General features: G+C 50.9%; 16 protein-coding genes. 8 read left to right on the forward strand and 8 right to left on the reverse strand.

The genetic code is table 11. The features are described from left to right. Nucleotides 1-46: 46 nt before the first annotated feature. Nucleotides 47-1,294: an ABC transporter permease gene (locus H9Q13_RS17110; protein ID WP_191185032.1), complete on the reverse strand. Its 1,248-nt coding sequence runs from the start codon at nucleotides 1,292-1,294 to the stop codon at nucleotides 47-49. Between the two features lie 181 nt (nucleotides 1,295-1,475). Between H9Q13_RS17110 and queA the strand changes: the two genes are divergently transcribed. Beyond that, on the forward strand, nucleotides 1,476-2,522 hold the full coding sequence (queA, locus tag H9Q13_RS17115) for a tRNA preQ1(34) S-adenosylmethionine ribosyltransferase-isomerase QueA (protein ID WP_191185033.1): 1,047 nt from the start codon (nucleotides 1,476-1,478) through the stop codon (nucleotides 2,520-2,522). A 167-nt stretch (nucleotides 2,523-2,689) separates the two neighbouring features. Further along, nucleotides 2,690-3,373: a 2-C-methyl-D-erythritol 4-phosphate cytidylyltransferase gene (locus H9Q13_RS17120; protein ID WP_191185034.1), complete on the forward strand. Its 684-nt coding sequence runs from the start codon at nucleotides 2,690-2,692 to the stop codon at nucleotides 3,371-3,373. On the opposite strand, the gene H9Q13_RS17125 is transcribed toward H9Q13_RS17120, so the two are convergent. The 3 genes from H9Q13_RS17125 to H9Q13_RS17135 all read right to left on the reverse strand — a co-directional run bounded on the left by H9Q13_RS17125 (nucleotide 3,368) and on the right by H9Q13_RS17135 (nucleotide 5,998). Beyond that, nucleotides 3,368-4,090 carry an ABC transporter ATP-binding protein gene (locus H9Q13_RS17125; protein ID WP_191185035.1) on the reverse strand — a complete coding sequence of 241 codons (723 nt, stop codon included), beginning with the start codon at nucleotides 4,088-4,090 and terminating at the stop codon, nucleotides 3,368-3,370. The genes H9Q13_RS17120 and H9Q13_RS17125 overlap by 6 nt on opposite strands. A gap of 96 nt (nucleotides 4,091-4,186) precedes the next feature. Continuing rightward, nucleotides 4,187-4,408: a DUF2795 domain-containing protein gene (locus H9Q13_RS17130; RefSeq protein ID WP_007652164.1), complete on the reverse strand. Its 222-nt coding sequence runs from the start codon at nucleotides 4,406-4,408 to the stop codon at nucleotides 4,187-4,189. A 276-nt stretch (nucleotides 4,409-4,684) separates the two neighbouring features. Then, entirely contained in the window at nucleotides 4,685-5,998 is a 1,314-nt protein-coding gene (locus H9Q13_RS17135) for a DUF349 domain-containing protein (RefSeq protein WP_191185036.1), read from the reverse strand. A gap of 369 nt (nucleotides 5,999-6,367) precedes the next feature. Between H9Q13_RS17135 and ettA the strand changes: the two genes are divergently transcribed. Further along, nucleotides 6,368-8,038: an energy-dependent translational throttle protein EttA gene (gene ettA, locus H9Q13_RS17140; RefSeq protein ID WP_191185037.1), complete on the forward strand. Its 1,671-nt coding sequence runs from the start codon at nucleotides 6,368-6,370 to the stop codon at nucleotides 8,036-8,038. Between the two features lie 482 nt (nucleotides 8,039-8,520). Here the strand turns inward: ettA and H9Q13_RS17145 are convergent, their stop codons facing one another. Both H9Q13_RS17145 and H9Q13_RS17150 read right to left on the reverse strand, forming a co-directional pair. After that, on the reverse strand, nucleotides 8,521-10,089 hold the full coding sequence (locus H9Q13_RS17145; protein WP_191185038.1) for a serine hydrolase: 1,569 nt from the start codon (nucleotides 10,087-10,089) through the stop codon (nucleotides 8,521-8,523). 36 nt (nucleotides 10,090-10,125) lie between these two features. Further along, on the reverse strand, nucleotides 10,126-11,163 hold the full coding sequence (locus tag H9Q13_RS17150; protein WP_191185039.1) for a zinc dependent phospholipase C family protein: 1,038 nt from the start codon (nucleotides 11,161-11,163) through the stop codon (nucleotides 10,126-10,128). 114 nt (nucleotides 11,164-11,277) lie between these two features. On the opposite strand from H9Q13_RS17150, the gene H9Q13_RS17155 reads away from it, so the two are divergent. The 4 genes from H9Q13_RS17155 to H9Q13_RS17170 all read left to right on the forward strand — a co-directional run bounded on the left by H9Q13_RS17155 (nucleotide 11,278) and on the right by H9Q13_RS17170 (nucleotide 15,830). Next, entirely contained in the window at nucleotides 11,278-12,318 is a 1,041-nt protein-coding gene (locus H9Q13_RS17155; RefSeq protein WP_191185040.1) for a patatin-like phospholipase family protein, read from the forward strand. 145 nt (nucleotides 12,319-12,463) lie between these two features. Beyond that, nucleotides 12,464-13,756, forward strand: a complete 1,293-nt coding sequence (locus H9Q13_RS17160) for a MutS-related protein (RefSeq protein WP_191185041.1) — start codon at nucleotides 12,464-12,466, stop codon at nucleotides 13,754-13,756. Nucleotides 13,757-13,901: 145 nt separating this feature from the next. Then, on the forward strand, nucleotides 13,902-14,981 hold the full coding sequence (gene lepB / locus H9Q13_RS17165) for a signal peptidase I (protein WP_191185042.1): 1,080 nt from the start codon (nucleotides 13,902-13,904) through the stop codon (nucleotides 14,979-14,981). A 120-nt stretch (nucleotides 14,982-15,101) separates the two neighbouring features. Beyond that, nucleotides 15,102-15,830: a hypothetical protein gene (locus tag H9Q13_RS17170; RefSeq protein ID WP_191185043.1), complete on the forward strand. Its 729-nt coding sequence runs from the start codon at nucleotides 15,102-15,104 to the stop codon at nucleotides 15,828-15,830. Between the two features lie 72 nt (nucleotides 15,831-15,902). On the opposite strand, the gene def is transcribed toward H9Q13_RS17170, so the two are convergent. Then, on the reverse strand, nucleotides 15,903-16,475 hold the full coding sequence (gene def, locus H9Q13_RS17175) for a peptide deformylase (protein WP_191185044.1): 573 nt from the start codon (nucleotides 16,473-16,475) through the stop codon (nucleotides 15,903-15,905). Beyond that, a complete protein-coding gene (ruvX, locus tag H9Q13_RS17180; protein WP_191185083.1) occupies nucleotides 16,472-16,888 on the reverse strand; it encodes a Holliday junction resolvase RuvX in 417 nt (138 codons plus the stop codon). The genes def and ruvX overlap by 4 nt, the downstream gene beginning before the upstream one ends. 380 nt (nucleotides 16,889-17,268) lie before the next feature. Between ruvX and H9Q13_RS17185 the strand changes: the two genes are divergently transcribed. Next, a complete protein-coding gene (locus H9Q13_RS17185) occupies nucleotides 17,269-18,954 on the forward strand; it encodes a S41 family peptidase (protein ID WP_191185045.1) in 1,686 nt (561 codons plus the stop codon). Nucleotides 18,955-19,004 lie beyond the last annotated feature (50 nt).

The raw sequence follows: 19,004 nt of genomic DNA on the forward strand, positions 1-19,004 counted from the left end.
CTGCAGCGTGGAGAAGAGAACTATGCAGTCACGGTTGTGTTTTTTCTTATTTGGAGCGAATCGCAATCACCGGGTCTAAATTAGAAGCGAGCACCGCCGGGATGATGCCCGACAGCATACCTATGACCGCCGATACGCCTAGTCCCAGTATAATGTTTCCAACAGAGAGCGACACCTTCATCATATCCTGCGGAATGAGTGTGAGCAGGAAAACCAGCAGGATGCCGATACCGCCGCCAATAATGCTCAAAAACACCGACTCGAACAAGAACTGAAATAAGATAAAATAGTTTTTGGCTCCCAATGATTTTTGTATGCCGATGATGTTGGTGCGCTCTTTCACAGATACGAACATGATGTTGGCGATCCCGAAGCCCCCGACCAGTATCGCAAAGCCGCCAATCACCCAACCTGCGAGCCCGACCACCTGAAAAAACCCTGTTACGGCTTGGGTGGCCATTTCGGGCCGGTTAATGGCGAAACTGTCTTCGTCGCGTGGCTTGAGTCCTCTGATGTTGCGCATCATGCCCCGCAATTCGTACTCAAGCTCCAACAGGCCCTGGTCGTCTTCCCGGCCTTTTATCGCGATAGTGGAGCCGATACCGTTAGGCCCCGTTGCATACATTTTGCTGAAGGTTGCATAAGGTATAACCCCCATCTGGTCGAAGTTCGGCATCCCAAACATACTCTCGCCCTGCTGTTCCATCACCCCGATCACGGTGAACTTATGGCCACTCACCCGAACTTCCTGCCCAATAGCAGGTTGCTGCGGGTATAGCGTATTGGCCACCTCATATCCAATAATCATCACATTGCGGGCGGCGTCTACCTCCTGAGGAATGAAGTAGCGGCCTTCTGCAACGGGTATCTCTGTTACTTTGTTGTAGTCGTAAGACACCCCGATCAGGCCCGCGTCGCGGAAGGTGTTGTTGCGATGCTTGAACACGTTGCGGCCTTTGTCTGCAAAGATAGCCACACCGGCGTCATTTGTCAGGTTGCGGTCCAGCAGGCGAAACTCGTGCACGTTGGGCTGCGGTCGGTTAAAGTACTTCCACCAAGGGTATTCGCCTCCAAAACTCCAGGGCCACTTCTGAACGTATAGTACCCGGTCGCCGATGAAGCTCATGCTGTCGCGCACGTTGCGCTCCAGCGAGTCTACCAGCGTAAACACCGAGATGATCGCAAAAATACCGATCGTGACACCCAACAGGGACAGAATCGTGCGAAGCAGGTTAGACCGGAGGGCCTGCCATGCGAAGCGGAAACTTTCTACTATTAGGCGCAGGTATATCATAGTTGGGTATGGAACAAAGTAATTTTTCTAAAAGTAATAATATTTCGGGCAAACTAAGTAAATTTGCACCTCGATTTTTTGTTGTAAATAGGAAAAGCCTGCCTATTTTTTCCGGGTAACCCGTTTAAAGACCCGATGGGCCAATTTTAGCCAGCACGATTTATACCGTAATATAAAAAGTATGAAATTATCAGAATTTAAGTTTGACCTCCCTGAAAGCCTGTTGGCCACACATCCAGCCTCAAACCGCGACGAGTCCCGCATGATGGTCGTGCACCGCGACACAGGCAAGATCGAGCACCGGGTATTCAAAGACATCCTGGAGTATTTTGACGAAGGCGATGTGATGGTCGTAAACGATACGAAGGTATTCCCGGCCCGCCTCTACGGTAACAAAGAGAAGACAGGCGCCAAGATAGAAGTGTTCCTGCTCCGTGAACTGAACAAGGAGATTCACCTGTGGGATGTACTGGTTGATCCGGCGCGTAAAATCCGCGTGGGCAATAAGCTATACTTCGGCGACAGCGACCTGGTAGCGGAGGTAATCGACAACACCACTTCCCGTGGCCGTACCATCAAGTTCCTGTTCGACGGACCGGACGAGGAGTTTTACAAGACGATCAACGACCTGGGCGAGACTCCGCTTCCGAAATACATCAAGCGTGAGGCTGAGCCCGAGGATAAGGAGCGTTACCAAACGGTATACGCCAAGAACGTAGGTGCCGTAGCGGCTCCAACAGCCGGCCTGCACTTCACCAAAGAAGTACTGAAGCGCCTTGAAATCAAAGGGGTGGATGTGGCTCCGCTTACACTGCACGTTGGACTCGGCACTTTCCGCCCGGTAGATGTGGAAGACCTGACCAAGCACAAGATGGACTCTGAGAATTTCTCTGTGCCTGCCGACACCGCCGAGATGGTAAACAAGGCATTGGATAATAAGAAGCGTGTGTGCGCCATTGGTACCACGACCATGCGTGCGCTGGAGTCTTCGGTATCGGCAAGCAACCGCCTGAAGCCCAACGAGGGCTGGACAGACCGTTTCATCTTCCCTCCATACGATTTCAAAATCGCGAACGCACTGGTAACTAACTTCCACATGCCAGAGAGCACGCTGCTCATGATGACAGCCGCTTTCGGTGGCTACGAACTGGTTATGAAAGCCTACGAAGAAGCCGTGAAAGAGAAATACCGTTTCTTCAGCTACGGCGATGTAATGCTGATCCTCTAATCTGTGTGAGGTATAAGATTTAGAAAAGCCCCGACTCCAGAAGTCGGGGCTTTTTGCTTTATATTTGCGGGAGCTGCCAGGTATAGTCGGCTATACCTAGACAAAGCCTATACCTTATAAAAACCTATACCTATACCTATCAAGGGGAATATGAAATCGAGGGGAATATGAAACCAAGTCTGCCACAGTATGCCATCATCGTAGCCGGGGGCACCGGTAGCCGCATGCAGCGCGACCTGCCCAAGCAATTTATCCAGTTGGCCGGCAAGCCCATTCTCATGCACACCATCGAGCGGTTTTATGCTTTCAACCCCGACATCCGGATTGTGGTGGTGTTGCCTGAAGACCAGCTACAGGTATGGAAAGAGCTTTGCAAGGAGCATGGCTTCCATATATTTCACCTGACGGTGGCAGGAGGCAGCACCCGTTTCCAGTCTGTGAAGAACGGGCTGGGCTTAGTGCACGGGGAGGCTGTGGTGGCAGTGCATGACGGGGTGCGCCCATTCGTGACGACAGAAATTATAGCCGAGGCATTTGAGGTAGTCGGAGAAAAGGGAAGCGCTGTAGTGGCAGTCTCTCCCAAGGATTCTATCAGAGAACTGACGGAAGAAGGCAGCCGGGCTGTACCGCGTACCAGGTATAAGCTGGTGCAGACGCCGCAATGTTTCCGGGCTAGCATACTGCAAGAGGCCTATCAACAATCAGAACAGGATTACTTTACCGATGACGCCTCTGTCGTTGAAGGTATAGGTATGGCCATCACCTTGGTAGAAGGGAGTTACGCTAATATCAAGATCACCACACCGGAGGATCTGTTGCTTGCAGAAGTGCTCATGAAGCAAACGCTATAGTCTCGGCCTGCCAGCCTCCAGGAAATCCTGGTTTTGCTGCACCGTTTCCGGAGAGATAGGCTCCAATACAGGGTTAGGTTTGGATAGGTTGAGCAGGAAACCCTGCAGGGATAGCAGGTTGTGTAGGTCATGTGTTATACAGAACACCGTTTTGCTTTGCACCTGTACCCACTGTTGTAAAAGATTGAAAACCCTTTTTTTGTAGTACACATCCAGTTGCTGCGTGGGCTCGTCCAGCAATATGATAGTGGCGTCCTGCAGCATGAGTTGTGCCAGCCATACCATCTGCTGCTCTCCCCCAGACAAAGTCGTGAAATCCTGCTCCTGCAGGTGCGCCATCTCCAGTTGTGCCAGCGTGGCGGCAGCCCGGGCATAGTCCTCGGAGTTATAGTTGTCAAAAAAACTTTTCTTCCGGAACAGGCCCATTACCACCAGGTCGATCACCTTGATGGAGAAGGAAACGATATTTTTTTGGGGAAGGTAGGAGAGGAGCCCAGAGGAAGCAGCGTGGCGGATGGAGCGCAGGTCTTGCTGCTGCACCAGAATCTCACCTGTATAGTCAATCTTATGCTGGAAAGCTTTGAACAGAGTTGTTTTGCCGGCTCCGTTATGCCCAACGATCGCTACAAATGCCGGGGTAGGCACAGAAAAAGAAAGGTTGCGGATCAGAGGACGATGCCCATAACCCGCAACCAGATTTTTTACCTCAACGATCAAGCGCTATTTAATTACGAATCACAAATTGCAAATTACGAATCGTTGAGCCAGCTCCTAGTGACATTCTTAATTCGTAATTATAAATTCGTAATTCTATTAGTACTCGTCTTCGTTAAACATGAAGTCTTCCTTGGTAGGGTAATCAGGCCAGATCTCCTCGATGTTCTCGTACGGCTGACCGTCGTCTTCCAGCGCCTGCAGGTTTTCTACTACCTCCATAGGGGCGCCTGAGCGGATAGAGTAATCGATCAATTCGTCTTTAGTAGCTGGCCAGGGTGCGTCCTCCAGGTATGATGCTAATTCCAGTGTCCAATACATAGTATGTTTCTCCTTAACTTAATGGCTTTTAAAAAATAGTTTGCAAAAGTATAAATAAATATACAAACTAAAATTTTTTTGAAATATTTATTGCTTTTTGTGACCGTTTTTACCAAAACAACGCAAACAAGCTGCAAATGTTCATTTTGATACAAGTTTTTTAGATGCCTCAAATGGCCCTAATCCGCCAATGAAGGCTTATAGGTAAATATAAAAAGCGCCTGCTGTATAAACAACAGGCGCTTCCCTAAATTACATAGTGAAATCTATATTTTTCTATTTACTGCTGGTACTCAACTGCTCCTGGAACATCTCGATCAGGGCTTGCTTGGTTTTGATCTTGCGGTTGAAGTTGCGGATCTTGCCCTGCAACATGCTGCGGAACGACTCATTGCTAGGTGTGTCGCTCAGTTTGTCAAGGTTTGTTTCCAGTATCTCAAGTTCCTGTCGGTCAGACTTGATAAAGTCGCGCAGGGCATTGATACGGGCATGCAGGCCATCTTCGTCGCTATAGGTTTCGTTAGAGCTCTGCTGCCGCTTGCGTATGTAATGCTCCAGGCTGCTCATCTCAAACACCCGGTCACACGCTTTGATAAAGCGCTCCCAAATGGCGTCCGAAACGTCGGGGCGCACCGGGCCTACCTTCTTCCACTCCGCCTGTAGTTCTTTGGCGCGCTTCACGGCATCGTTGAGGCTGTTTTGCTGCAGCAGCTGCTCTGCCTGGCTCACCAGGTCCTGCTTCTTCTCCAGGTTAGTCTCGTAGTACTTGTCTTTCGACTCCGTTTTCTCGTTGGTGATCTTTACTTTCAGGCGCTCAAAGAAATGGTTGTGGGCTCTCCTGAAATCGGTCCAGAGTTTGTTGGTGGTAGCCCGTGGCAAAGAGCCGCCTATCTGCTTCCACTGGTTCTGGAGTTCTTTTAGCTTGGCTGTGGTTACTTCCCAGTCTTCGGAATTTTGCAATGCAACCGATCTCTGTATAAGGTCTTTGTACCGCTCATAAGTGCGGTTCTGCATTTGCTTCTTGTCATTGAAGAAAGACTTCTTGCGCTCAAAAAAGGCCTCGAGCGCTGTCTTGAATCGCTCTTCAATCTCTTCGGTCACATCCTTCTCCACAGGGCCTGTCTTGATCCAGGTCGCCCGCAGATCCTTCATTTTATCAGATGTTTCCTTCCAGTCCACGCTGTTCTGTAGCGCTTCTGCCTCCTGTATCAGTCCGATCTTTAAAGTAAGGTTCTTTTCGCGGTTAAGTTTTATGGTTTCGTTGATCTCTTCCTCTGCTTTGCTCAGCGTATGAAAGATTTCCTCGAAATTGCCCAGGGCGTCGTAGTTGCCCACCTGTTCTTTCATGTGCAGCACTTTCATCAGGAAAGAGCCTTTATTCTCAGAGGTTGCAATACGTTCCAGCAGGCTATTCACCTTTTCGCTGAACATATGGAAACGCTTAGCAAAGTATACCAGCGAGTCCTCTTCTGATTCTTTTACTTCACCTACCTGTCGGTCCGGGTAGTTCATAAAAGCCTTTAACCATACTTGCTGGTCCTGAATAAAGCCATACTTCCTGGCTTCTTCCAATAGATCGTTGTTTTCCATTTAAGGATCGGGTTATAATCGGAACATAAAGGGAGATAGATGCGCAAATTAAACTAACCTTAGCATACGCAAGTCGAATGGATGCGTTTGCCGGGCTGCGTTTAGAACAGCCGCCACAAAGCGAAACCCAATTGGCCTGGCGCTAAGGCAAGTCTGTGCGGACTTCTCCCATACAGTTTTTCTACAAGTTTAGTGATTTCAAAGCACTTTTGTGAACCATAAATGCATGAATTTTTCCGATATTTGTATTTTAGGGCATAAATAGTTGGCAAACGACACCCTGGTGTACTGCCCGTACACGGGATGTCGACCTGACATACGTACAAAAACGGTTGCCTTTATGCAGCATTTAATTGATATACAGCGACTATGAGTAACGAAACGATTATTTTCTCGATGGCCGGGGTCAGCAAAATCTACCCGCCTCAAAAGCAAGTACTGAAGAACATTTATCTGTCATTTTTCTACGGAGCCAAGATCGGCGTACTGGGTCTGAACGGTTCGGGTAAGTCCAGCCTGCTCAAGATCATTGCCGGCGTAGATAAGGAGATCCGTGGCGAGGTGGTCTGGTCGCCGGGCTATACTGTGGGCTACCTGGAGCAGGAGCCGCAGCTCGACCCAACCAAAACCGTGCGTGAGGTAGTGGAAGAGGGCGTGAGCGAAGTGGTCGGCTTATTGAAGGAATTCGACGAGATCAACATGAAGTTCGCTGAGGAGATGACCGACGATGAGATGAACAAGCTCATCGAGCGGCAGGGTGAGGTGCAGGAGCGCCTTGACCAGCTGAACGCCTGGGAACTTGACAACCGCCTGGAGCGTGCCATGGATGCCTTGCGCACACCGCCCGAAGAAGCCGTGATCGGTAACCTGTCGGGTGGTGAGAAGCGCCGCGTGGCCCTGTGCCGCCTGTTGCTTCAGGAGCCGGACGTGCTGCTGCTGGACGAACCTACCAACCACCTGGACGCCGAGTCGGTTGATTGGCTGGAGCAGCACCTGCAGCACTACAAAGGCACTGTGATTGCCGTTACCCACGACCGCTACTTCCTCGACAACGTAGCCGGCTGGATTCTGGAACTGGACCGTGGCGAAGGTATTCCGTGGAAAGGCAACTATAGCAGCTGGTTGGAGCAGAAAGCCTCTCGTTTAGCCAAGGAAGAGAAGACGGAAAGCAAGCGCCAGAAAACGCTACAGCGTGAGTTGGAGTGGGTGCGCATGGCGCCAAAAGCCCGTCATGCCAAGTCGAAGGCCCGTATCAGCCAATACGACAAGCTGGTTGGCGAGGAAGCAGCCAAGAAGGAGGAAAAACTGGAGCTCTTTATACCTGACGGCCCACGTTTGGGCGCCCAAGTGATCGAAGCGCACAACATCAGCAAGGCTTACGGTGACAAGCTGCTGTTCGAAAACCTGAATTTCTCCTTGCCGCAAGGTGGCATTGTGGGTATCATCGGACCGAACGGTGCGGGTAAAACCACTTTGTTTAAGCTGATAACAGGCCAGGAAAAGCCGGATGCGGGTGAGTTTACAGTGGGCTCCACCGTGGAGATATCTTACGTAGACCAGGAGCACGCTAACCTGGACGCCAGTAAGTCGGTGTTTGAGGTAATCTCAGGCGGAACGGAACACATGATGATGGCCGGTCGCCAGGTGAACTCACGTGCCTATGTGAGCAAGTTTAACTTCTCGGGCGGCGACCAGGAAAAGAAAGTGGAGAAGCTGTCGGGTGGAGAGCGCAACCGTGTGCACCTGGCCATGACCCTGAAAGAAGGCGGTAACCTCTTGCTGCTCGACGAACCAACCAACGACCTGGACGTGAACGCGATTCGCGCCCTGGAAGACGCGCTGGAAAACTTTGCCGGTTGCGCCGTGATTATTTCGCACGACCGCTGGTTCCTGGACCGTATCTGTACGCACATTCTGGCTTTTGAAGGTGACTCGCAGGTATACTGGTTTGAGGGTAACTACACTGATTACGAAGAGAACAAGAAGAAGCGCATGGGCGACGTAGAGCCAAAGCGTATCCGATACAAGAAGCTGGTATAGCACTGATTTGTCAGCATAAGCACGGGTTTCGCCCTGCAAAAGCCCCGTTAGTCGAAAGATTGACGGGGCTTTTTCGTGTCACCCCTGCTTCTTGAACCGCCCAAACTGGCCTTCTGTGTGCCATACACCTACTTCAGGGTGCATTTGAGAATGCAGATACGGCTGACATCGCAGCCTAAGGCACCGTATGAGAAAAGTGAGTGAATATTAACAATTTAGAGTAGTTTTTCGTAAAAAGAGTAACTGACAGCCAAAGGTTTAAAATGTTGTTTAATGTTTAAAAGGTTGTCAACCATGAAAAAACTCTACTATAATGATGATGAAGCATTAGCTTATCTGCTAATAGCTGGTTATTTCGCCCTTGTAAGTGTTATTGCAGTAGCCGTGTCTTATTAACAGGCTACGTTAACTTAAAAAGTAAAAGGCCATACCTGTCAGGTATGGCCTTTTACTTTTGGTGTCTGCTGCTGTAAGCTAGGGCTTTACTTCTTCCTGAATTTCAACTCGTCAAAGTGAAAGTCAGGGTTGTTAGCGTCGAGGCGCATTTCGGCGATTGTGCCATCAGGGCCCACGATGAAGCGGACACGGGTTGGCGTCAGGAGGGCGAAGTTGTTCTTCCATTCCAAGTCAAAGATGTCGTGCTGCCAATGGCTGAGTTTGCCGCCCAGCGCAGGAGCAGGGGCGAGCTGCAACACCAATTGCTTGTTCTGCACGGTAATAGTGGCGTCGCCATACAGCGGACTGTTGTAAGTGCCGGCGTAGGCTTCCAAGTCCATCGTAGGTTTGCTTTTGCGGGGCTTATCTTTTGGTTTCTTATCGGCTGCCTCTTCCTGTGCTTTGCGGGCCTTGGCCATGTTGTCGAGCGTAAACTGGCTCCAGTCGCGGCCGTTTTGCACGCCCAGGAACTGATCCAGGGTATAGTTGGCCAGCGGCGACATAATACTGCTCATGCTGTTGGTCAGGATCACGATACCCAGGTTCTCCTCTGGAACCAGCACCGTGCGGCTGTTCATGCCCTCGTGGCCGCCGCCATGGGCCAGCACTTTGCGGCCCTCATAATCGTTCATCATCCAGCCCAAGCCAGCGGCTGAGAAGTGCGTGGAAGGCACGTTGGTTTCTGTTTGCTTGGAGACTGGCAGTGCATTGTGAGCCGTCCACATGGTGCGGCTGGCGTTTTCACTGAAAATCTGCTGACCCTTGTAAGTGCCACGATTAAGCTGCAGGCGCATCCACTGGGCCTGCTGATTCACGCTGGTGAAAATGCCGGCAGCCGGATTCCAGTTATCCCAGGCAGTGAAAGTGGTGGGGTAGGGCTTGTGTTTTTCGTCGAAGCCATGTGGCGAGGCGATATTCTGTTTCCCTTTCAGCTCGTTCACGGAGGTATAGGAGCGGCTCATGCCCAGCGGTGTAAAGAAGCGCTCTTTAATAAAAGCCTCCCAGGTTTGACCCGTTACAGCCTCGATCACCTCGCCGGCTGCAATGAACATGAGGTTGGAGTAGCCATACCCGTCACGGAAACCATAGGCAGGCTCGAGGTGACGGACACGCTCCAGAATCTCGCGGCGGCTATAGGTGGTGTTGTACCACAGCAGGTCGCCGCTGAATGTTTTGTAACCCGCACGGTGACTGAGCAAATCCTTGATATTCAGGCTTTGCGTGACATAAGGGTTGTAGAGCTGCAGGTATGGCAGGTATCTGGTTACCGGGTCGTTCCAGCTGATCTTGCCTTCGTCTACCAGGATGCCCAGTGCGGCAGCGGTATAGGCCTTGGAATTGGATGCGATGCCAAACACAGTACTCGCGTCAACCTGTCCGCCGGCTTTTAAGTCACGCACACCGTAGCCTTTGGCGAAGATCACAGAGTCGTCCTTCACAATGGCGATGGCCATACCTGGCACGTCCCAGTCTTTAAGGGCTTTCTGGTAATAGGCGTCGAGTTTGGAGAGATCTGGGGTAGTTTTAGAGGTTGAGGGCTGTGCTGTGGCCTGCAGGGTGAAAATAGCCAGCAGGAGCAAGAGCCAGCCCTTGGTTGGGGTATAGTTCAGGTTCATGATGTGAGTGTTAAGATCAGGGCAAGATAGGAAATTTTATATCCTTTCTAAAACAAAGCCGTGCTGCTCCTTGCCCAGGTATAGCGGCTGACGTTCCAGGCGTGTTTCTCCTTCTTCCCTTGGCTTGTGCGGACCTTGTTCGTACTCTTTCTCCTCCATTTTGAGTCGTTGCCGTTCTTCTTCGGAAATATCGGAGGCCAGCATCCGCAGGTCGGGTTGGCCGGCGTCTACCCAGGCAGTGTACCAGTAACTAGCCACAGTGTGGATGGCCAGGCGCATCTGCCGCTCTACTTGCCCGTTCAGCCGCCGGTGGTATGCTTCTGAAAACTCCCTGGAATATACCCGGTTCGTCACATTTCCCCGCACTTCATAGCTATACTTCTTGTCTTCGTCAAACTCCCGGGTGAGATCCCGCTCAAAGCGCAGCACCGAGTCGAGCGCCAGGTGGGCGCTGGCTACCAAGTCCCAGGCTTTGAGTTGCGGCTGCTCGATGTAGGTGGCTTGCCCTACAAAGAAGTCGTAGTTGTCGGAAAGCATTTCGGGCAGGCGGGTTTCCCAGAAGGCATGTATACCGCGCTGGCCCGTCAGTTGCCCGTTATAGTTGTGCGTGGTGTGCAGCGGCACGCAGGCATCGGCAATGTAATGGCCCATGTCTGCCGAAAGCCGAAGGATACGGTCGAGGTCACGATCTTTGAAAGCCTGTGTGAGCTGGAACTTCATGCGGTTGATGTGCCAGGGCACAATGCCGTGCGCCATCAAAGTGTCTTCGCCGTACCTTTCCACGGCCTGTTGCCAGAAGCGGGGCATCAGGTATAGGGCGCTGTCGCCGTACACGTCCAGGTCGATGTAGTGGCGCGGTGCCTCGCCTGCCACAGCATACCTGCGGCGGTCGGGGTTCACGGCATTCTCGGTGATGTAGCGGATGTGCTTTTTGTAGAAACCCACCATCTCGGGCGGTAGCGTAAAGACAGCCAGCCGGTTGATGCGCTGATGCGCGAAAAAGCCCCAGCTATACCCAGTGAGCGGGAGCAGGATGGTAAGGAGCAGCAGGACAGCGATTTGTCGGAAAGCCATACCTGCGGTGTACGGAGAATTAGGGAATTTGTATATTGTGAGAAGCTTACTCTTCTCTTTGCAGATATCTGGAAAGGAAAAGGTTAAAACGGATCATTGAGCCGAAGATTCAGAATGGTACACTTTTTAAGGATAACAGCGATTCTATGCCTGTTTTCAGGCAAGGTTTATTCACAAGACTGCGACATCAGAAACCTTGCCTTTGAGGGTGCGGGTATTCGGGGGATCGCGTATGCGGGTGTGATTGACGTGCTGGAGAAAAACGATAGGCTAGGGCAGGTGCAGAAAGTAGGAGGAACATCAGCCGGAGCCATTACCGCATTAATGGTCTCTTTGGGGTATACCTCAACAGAAATAGCAGATTTGATCTCATCCACGCAGTTCAGGAAGTTTAACGATGGGCGTTTTATGTTTCCGGGCGGTATAGCCAGAATGAAGAATCTGTATGGTTGGTATCGGGGCGACAGGTTCACGGAATGGACTGCAAAAATCATAGAGGCGAAAACCGCCAATCCGGACATCACCTTTGAGGAACTTAGCTCCTTAGGATACAAAGACCTCTACATCACAGCGACATCCTTAAACCAGCAGAAACTAATCGTTTTCTCCAAAGAGAACTATCCAAACATGAAGGTGAAGGACGCGGTTAGAATATCGGTTTCTATACCCCTCTACTTTAAGGCGGTGTTTATTGATAGCCAGGGAGCTGTTCACAAGAAGCCAAATGCAGGGCAAAATCTGGATGTTGTGGTTGATGGCGGTATCATTGGGAATTTCCCCATCACCATATTCGACAGCATTACCACGGACTCAGCGAATAATCAACATCGGGTTCCTAATTTTCAGACGATAGGGGTAAGAATAGATTCGGATCAGCAAATCCAGCATGATGCCGATTCAAGAGAGTTAGCGCCAATTCAAATCCGGAACCTGAACGATTACATGTCTGCCCTCTATATTCTGGTGATCGAAAACCTGAACAGGCATGAGTTGACCGATGATGACTGGGCAAGAACTATTTCAGTTTCATCGGTTGGGATAAGCCCTAGAATCAAAAGAATGTCAAGAGAGGAGAAAGAGCGCCTGATCCAAAGCGGAAGAGACTATACCATGAAGTACATGAGTGCCAATTGCGGAACGCTGGTCAAACCTTAGTTGTAAGCCAGAAGAGCGTGCTATAGATTAGAGTTTTGGAAGCCCGAGTGTTTCAAATAAAATTATTCACCTGATCATATCCGGGCATAAGTTTAACTGCTTAATCGATAAGACTTACAGCTCGCTAACAGTATATCTGAAGCCAATGATGCATGTACAGGATTTGAAGCTTGAAGAAGACGTACTTCCGTTTTTTGATTACACCAACAATGAGCAGTCCGCGTCTCGCTTGCTGCAAATGCTCAAAGTGGTGCCTTCAACGGAAGCGCTGGTGAGGGAGCGGCAGGCAATCACGCAGGGAATGATCGAAAACTGGAATGTACTGGAGCAACTTAACTACAAAAGGCTTGACCTGCGAGAGGTTTATGCCCTTTTAGAGGATATGGCTTCAAGGAGGTTGGCACTGGATGATGGTAAGCTAGCGGCATCATTTAAGCTTATGGTATTTGAAACAGAGCGAAATAGGTTTAGGTCGCAGACTGTTCAGATCGTGTTGATGCTTAACGGCATTCAAAGGCGCTACCTGGCGCAGCTGGATGTGTCAAAGTTTCCTGAAAGCTTTCGCAAGAGACTGCAAAGCGCTTTTAAGTTTCTGAGCAGGCTCAGGCTGGAAGCTAATGCAGCACTTATCAGCGAAAACCGCTTCACCATACCCCGGATTGTTGCTTTTATGAAGCAGCTTCAGCAATTGGATCCAGCCGATATCAAGCACTTCTGGGACTTCTTTTTCTCCTTTGAAGCCTATTGGTCTATAGCAAAGGGTACACTAACTCATAGCTTCTCGTTTCCAAGCTTCAGCAGCGGTAATTTCAAAATACAGGACTTTTATCACCCAATCGTAAAAAGCCCTATCAGCAATACATTGGAGCTTGATACTTCTCAAAACGTGTTGCTGCTTACAGGGCCCAATATGTCAGGGAAGTCTACCTTGCTGAAAGCCGTGGGTATTTGTGTATACCTGTCGCACGCAGGATTTACGGTACCTGCCGCGGCCTGCACAACTCCCTTCTTCCATTCTATTGCCATCGCCATCAACCTGAACGACAACCTGCGCGACGGCTATAGCCATTTTATGACCGAGATAGAGCATCTTAAAGCAGTTTTAAAGGTGACAGAAGACGGTTGGAAGTCCTTTGCCGTGTTTGATGAAATATTCTGGGGAACCAACATGGATGATGCGCTGGAAATCACCAAAACGGTCGTAAACGGGCTCACAAAATTTCAGGGCTCCTACTTTCTGATCTCCACGCACCTGCTGCAGTTGGAAGAACAATTGGACCGCAACAGTAGCGGGAATGTCAGGAAATGCTACATCGAATGCGTGTTGGAAAATGGCTTGCCAAAGTTCTCTTATACTCTCAAAGATGGCTGGTCACAGCTCAGGATAGGGCGAATTCTTTTTGAAAAGGAAGGTTTGAATGAACTGTTGAAGAACTGACTTAAAAGTATAAAGTAAGTTCTGTTAAGGGGGCTTAAGCTGAGGGCTAACGCTTAACTTGTATGCTCAATAATTTTTTCTAACAAAACACAATCTATCCCATCTGCCGACTGTTATAACATAGTAAACCTACTATGCTTTAACTATGCACCTGAAATTTTGGGAAAAGCCGAAATCTACTCCTGCTAAAAAAAGCGCCCTGCGCGAATGGGGAAACGCCCTGATGTTTGCCGTGGTGGTGTCCACCCTGTTTCGTTGGGCCACGTTTGAGGCCTATGCTATACCTACCTCCTCCATGGAGAAGTCGATGCTGGTGGGCGACCGGTTGTTTGTGAGCAAATTGCATTACGGTTCCCGCACCCCCATGACGCCGCTGCAGGTGCCGCTCACGCACCAGACCATTTGGGGCACGGCTATACCTGCCTACTCCGACGCGCTGCAACTTCCGGCATTCCGGTTGCCCGGTTTTTCTAAGATCAAACACAACGACCCCGTGGTTTTCAATTTTCCGGACGAGGCGCAGCACCCCACCGACCTGCGCACGCACTACGTGAAACGTTGTGTAGGTATAGCCGGCGACTCGATCGAGATTCGCGGCAGGCAGGTATACCTGAACGGCCAGCCGCTCGATAACCCAGAGCAAATGCAGTATGCCTACTTTGTAACCACGAGCAAGGTGCTGCAGGAGAGATTCTTTAAAGAGCGCGATATCACCGATGTATACCCGGTGCAGGGCGGCTACGTGCTGCATACCACCGCGGCCAAAGCACAGGCGCTGGCCTCGCTCAATGTTATTGACCAAGTGGAGCTACAGCAGATGCCAGTTGGGGAGGCGGAGCTAGGTATATTCGGCAGCCACAACTGGAACCGCGACCACTACGGTCCGCTGTACATCCCGAAGCAAGGTGCCACAGTCGCCATCACCCCAGAAACGCTGCCGTTTTACGAGAAAATCATTCTGCGCTACGAGCAAAACGAAAACGCCGAAGTACGCAACGGTCGGCTATACCTGAACGGCAAGGAGGCGAAAAGCTATACCTTCCGGCAGAACTACTACTTCATGATGGGCGACAACCGACACAACTCCCTCGACTCGCGCTATTGGGGATTCGTGCCGGAAGACCATGTGGTAGGCAAACCGGTTTTCGTATGGATGTCGTTGGATGAGAATGCCGGGCTGCTCGAGAAAATGCGCTGGAGCAGGCTGTTCAGTTGGGTGGAGTAATACTTGGTAGGTTATTTTTTATATAGGTTGATTTTAGTGAAATTGACAGGTATTTATTCGTGCTCCTGTACACTTCGCAATCTAATGAAAACAAAACTTTACGCTTTTACAATACCATTTTTGTCAGCCCTCTTAATTTGCTGTGCTAACGTCAATGCCCAGCAACTGCCCGACAATAGCCTCCCGCGACCTAAGAATCACTTCAGCTTTGGCCCAAAAGTAGAGGGTAATCAACTGCAATTGCAAGTTGACCAAGTAGTGGCTAACAAGTACTACATCTACAATTCCGACGACCAATACCAAGGCTATAGGCTGGGGGTATTTGGCCGCGTGGAAACAGGAGGGAAATATGTGCAGGCTGAGCTGGGGTATTTACATAATACAGCGTTTGTGCAGTTCGTGAACCTGAACCCTGACGAGGACAAGAGGGAAGGGGTGATGTATGTTTGGACACATACCGGCCCTGTTTACGATTTTCGCAGAATCGATCTTACAGGCATGGCCGGCTATAAACTGAACAGGTGGCTGCATGTGCAAGCCGGAGGCATTGTGGCTTATCAGTTTTACGATAAATCTTATCGAGTTTCTGAGGAAGAATATGACAAATGGCCGATGATGGAGAACGATCGAATCTGGATGGATTTTCCTTTATTCTATAACCGGTGGCTGCTCAGCGGTAAAGTAGGTATAAGCACAGAGTTAGGGCGGTTTATTCTGGACGCGAACTATGAAAGAAGCCTGACCAATGTTGGTAGTAAAATCAAGTACAAAGAACAGGAGTATCCATTACGGCAGCGAAATTATCTCTTCCAAATAGGTATAGCCTATAAACTGATCGACCTGAAATAGTCGTTCTTACAACCAAAAACGCCTGCCACAATCCATGTAGCAGGCGCTTTCTATTATAAGGAAGGTATAGCGTTAGCGCTTCTTGCCCACCGTTGCTGGGAACCTCATGCGGTAGTCCGCATCTACTTCGCCTTTCGAGATTTTGGTGAGCTTGTTCTTGATCAGGCGCTTCTTCAGGCCAGACAGGTGGTCGGTGAACAGGATGCCCTCGATATGGTCGTACTCGTGCTGAATCACACGGGCCGTCATGCCATCGTAAGTGTCGGTGTGCTCGTTCCAGTCCTGGTCGAAGTAACGGATCACGATGCGCTCGGGGCGGTACACCACTTCGCGCACGCCCGGTATGCTCAGGCAGCCTTCCTCGAAGCCCCATTCCTCGCCGTCTTCTTCAATAATTTCCGGGTTGATAAATGCCTTTTTCACGCCTTTGCCTTCGTCGCCCTCGTCCATCATCGGCTCTGAGTCGATCACGAACAGGCGGATGCCCTTGCTGATCTGCGGGGCGGCCAGGCCCACGCCGTGCGCATGGTACATAGTCGTGAACATGTCTTCAATCAGTTCGTTCAGGCCTTCGTAGTCCTGCGGGATGTCCTGCGCCGGCTCCTTTAGCACCGGGTCGCCATAGGCGGTAATTGGGTAAATCATATTGCTTTGCTTTCTAAATACGACTGTAAAATAATGGCGGCGCTTACGCGGTCCACGGTGCCTTTGTCCTGGCGGTCCTTCTTCTTGAGTCCGCCGGCCAGCATCGCTTTTTGCGCCATGCTGGAGGTAAAACGCTCGTCCACGGTGTGCACCGGTATAGCCGGAAACTCCTTCTGCAATTTACGCACAAAGCCGATCACGTGTGGCGTGGCATCGGTGGCCTCACCGGTCAGGCGGCGGGGCATGCCCACCACAATGGCTTCTACGGGCTCGCGCAAGGTATAGGCTTTCAGGTAAGCCAGCACATCTTTGGCATGGATGGTCTCTAAAGGGGAGGCGATGATCTGCAGCGTGTCTGTCGCTGCCAGCCCTACCCGCTTGTTGCCGTAATCTATACCCAGAATTCTTGCCATAGTGCCGTGGCGCTCCACCCCGTCAACCGGCAGGGTATGGCGCTTATCCATTAAGACGCAAAGTTAAAGGATTTAATCCGGATTAAAAGAGTGCTACCCCTTGGCAGTGCCATTTGTCGGGTTGCTGCCATACCTGTTGCACAGGCAGGCACCATGCCATAATACAGGAATGCAGGATGTGGCAAACCGGGTGAAAAGCATTATTTTCTACCAAAATGGAATAAAACCCGACTAAGGCTTTGTTTAAAGAATAACAAGCTGTGCTACACACAGGTATACTTTATAAGAGGGATATGATAGCGGACATTGAATATTTATCTGGATAAAGCTGTACAAAAGCGCCCGCTTAGCTTTATATTTAACCGTTTTTAGAGATCGAGATGAGCGAAGAAACCAAACCCAGCCACGAGCAGGAACCCGCCCGACCAGCGCAGGACAAGCCCCGGAACAGCCTGTTTCAGGTACGCCTGCCCCTCTACATGGCCATGGCCCTCGTAGTTGGCGTGCTGATAGGCGCTAATACCTTTTCCCCTTCCGACAGCAATCCGCAGAGCACAGCCAAGGCTTATCTTAAGTTTCGGGACATCCTAAGCTACATCGACCGCGACTACGTGGACACCGTGGATACCGAAATGCTGACCGACCACGCTATCACCAAAATGCTCGAAAAGCTGGACCCGCATACCGCTTATATACCTGCGGCCGACCTGGCCATGGCCCGCTCTTACCTCGAGGGTGACTTCGAAGGGATAGGCGTGGAGTTCAATATCTTCAAAGACACCATCTATGTGATTACCCCGCTGAGCGGCGGTCCGTCGGAGGCGGCCGGTATAATGGCAGGCGACAAGATCATTAAAGTGAACAGCGAAAAGGTGGCAGGTACGGGCATCAACAACGAAGGGGTATTTAAGCGCCTGCGTGGCCCAAAAGGAACTACCGTGAAGCTGGAGGTGCTTCGCAAGGGCCTCAAACGCCCATTGGATTTCACGATCACCCGAAACAAAATCCCGACTGTGTCGGTGGACGTGAGTTACATGGTCAACAACAACACCGGTTACATTAAAGTAAGCCGATTCGCCTCCAATACCTTTGAGGAGTTTAAGCAGGCTATGGCAGGGCTTAAGAAGAAGGGCATGCAGCAACTTGTGCTGGACCTGCGGGGCAACCCGGGAGGCTACATGGACCATGCCACCCGCATGGCCGACGAGTTTATCGCCGGCGACAAGCTCATTGTGTACACCGACGGCAAAGGCACCCGCTACGATTCCAAACTGTTTGCCCGCACCCGCGGCGATTTTGAGAATGGCGCTGTTATCGTGCTGCTCGACGAGGGTAGTGCATCCGCCTCCGAGATTGTGGCCGGCGCCCTGCAGGACAACGACCGCGCCTTGATCGTGGGCCGTCGCTCTTTTGGCAAAGGCCTGGTGCAAATGCCGATCCCGCTCAACGACGGCTCTGAGCTGCGCCTGACCATTTCGCGCTACTATACGCCTAGCGGACGCTCTATCCAGAAGCCTTACGTGGCTGGCACCGAGGACTACCAGAAAGACATGTTGCACCGCTTCGAAAACGGCGAATATTTTCATCCGGATAGCAGTTTGTTCGTAGACTCGCTCAAATACAAAACCAGCAAAGGCCGTATCGTGTATGGCGGCGGCGGCATCATGCCGGACGTGTTTGTGCCGCGCGACACCACCGAAATATCGGAGCTGCTGAGCCAACTGTACAGTAAGAACGTAATCCGGGAATATGCGCTGGGCTACTACAACGACCACCGCAAAGACCTGGAGAAAATGCCGCTGGACCGTTTCCAGAAATCCTTTCACGTATCAGAAAAAATGCTGCAGGACATGCTGCGCCTGGCGGCCCGCTCGGAAGTGAAGTACGATGAGGCGCAGTTCAAACGCTCTAAAGAGCTGCTGCGTAACAACCTCAAGGCATTTATTGGCAGAAGCGTCTACGGCAATTCGGGGTTCTTCCCTGTTTTGCATGAGAAGGACGAGGAGTTTCAGGAGGCGCTCCGCCAGTTCGGCCAGGCACAGCGTCTGGCCAAAGGAGGCGTTTAACAAATCAGTATACAAGAAAAGGCGCCCGGCAGGGCCGCTTTTGTGAACCA

Origin of the sequence: Pontibacter aquaedesilientis, from assembly GCF_014773225.1 — a bacterium.
Taxonomy (GTDB): Bacteria; Bacteroidota; Bacteroidia; order Cytophagales; family Hymenobacteraceae; genus Pontibacter; species Pontibacter aquaedesilientis.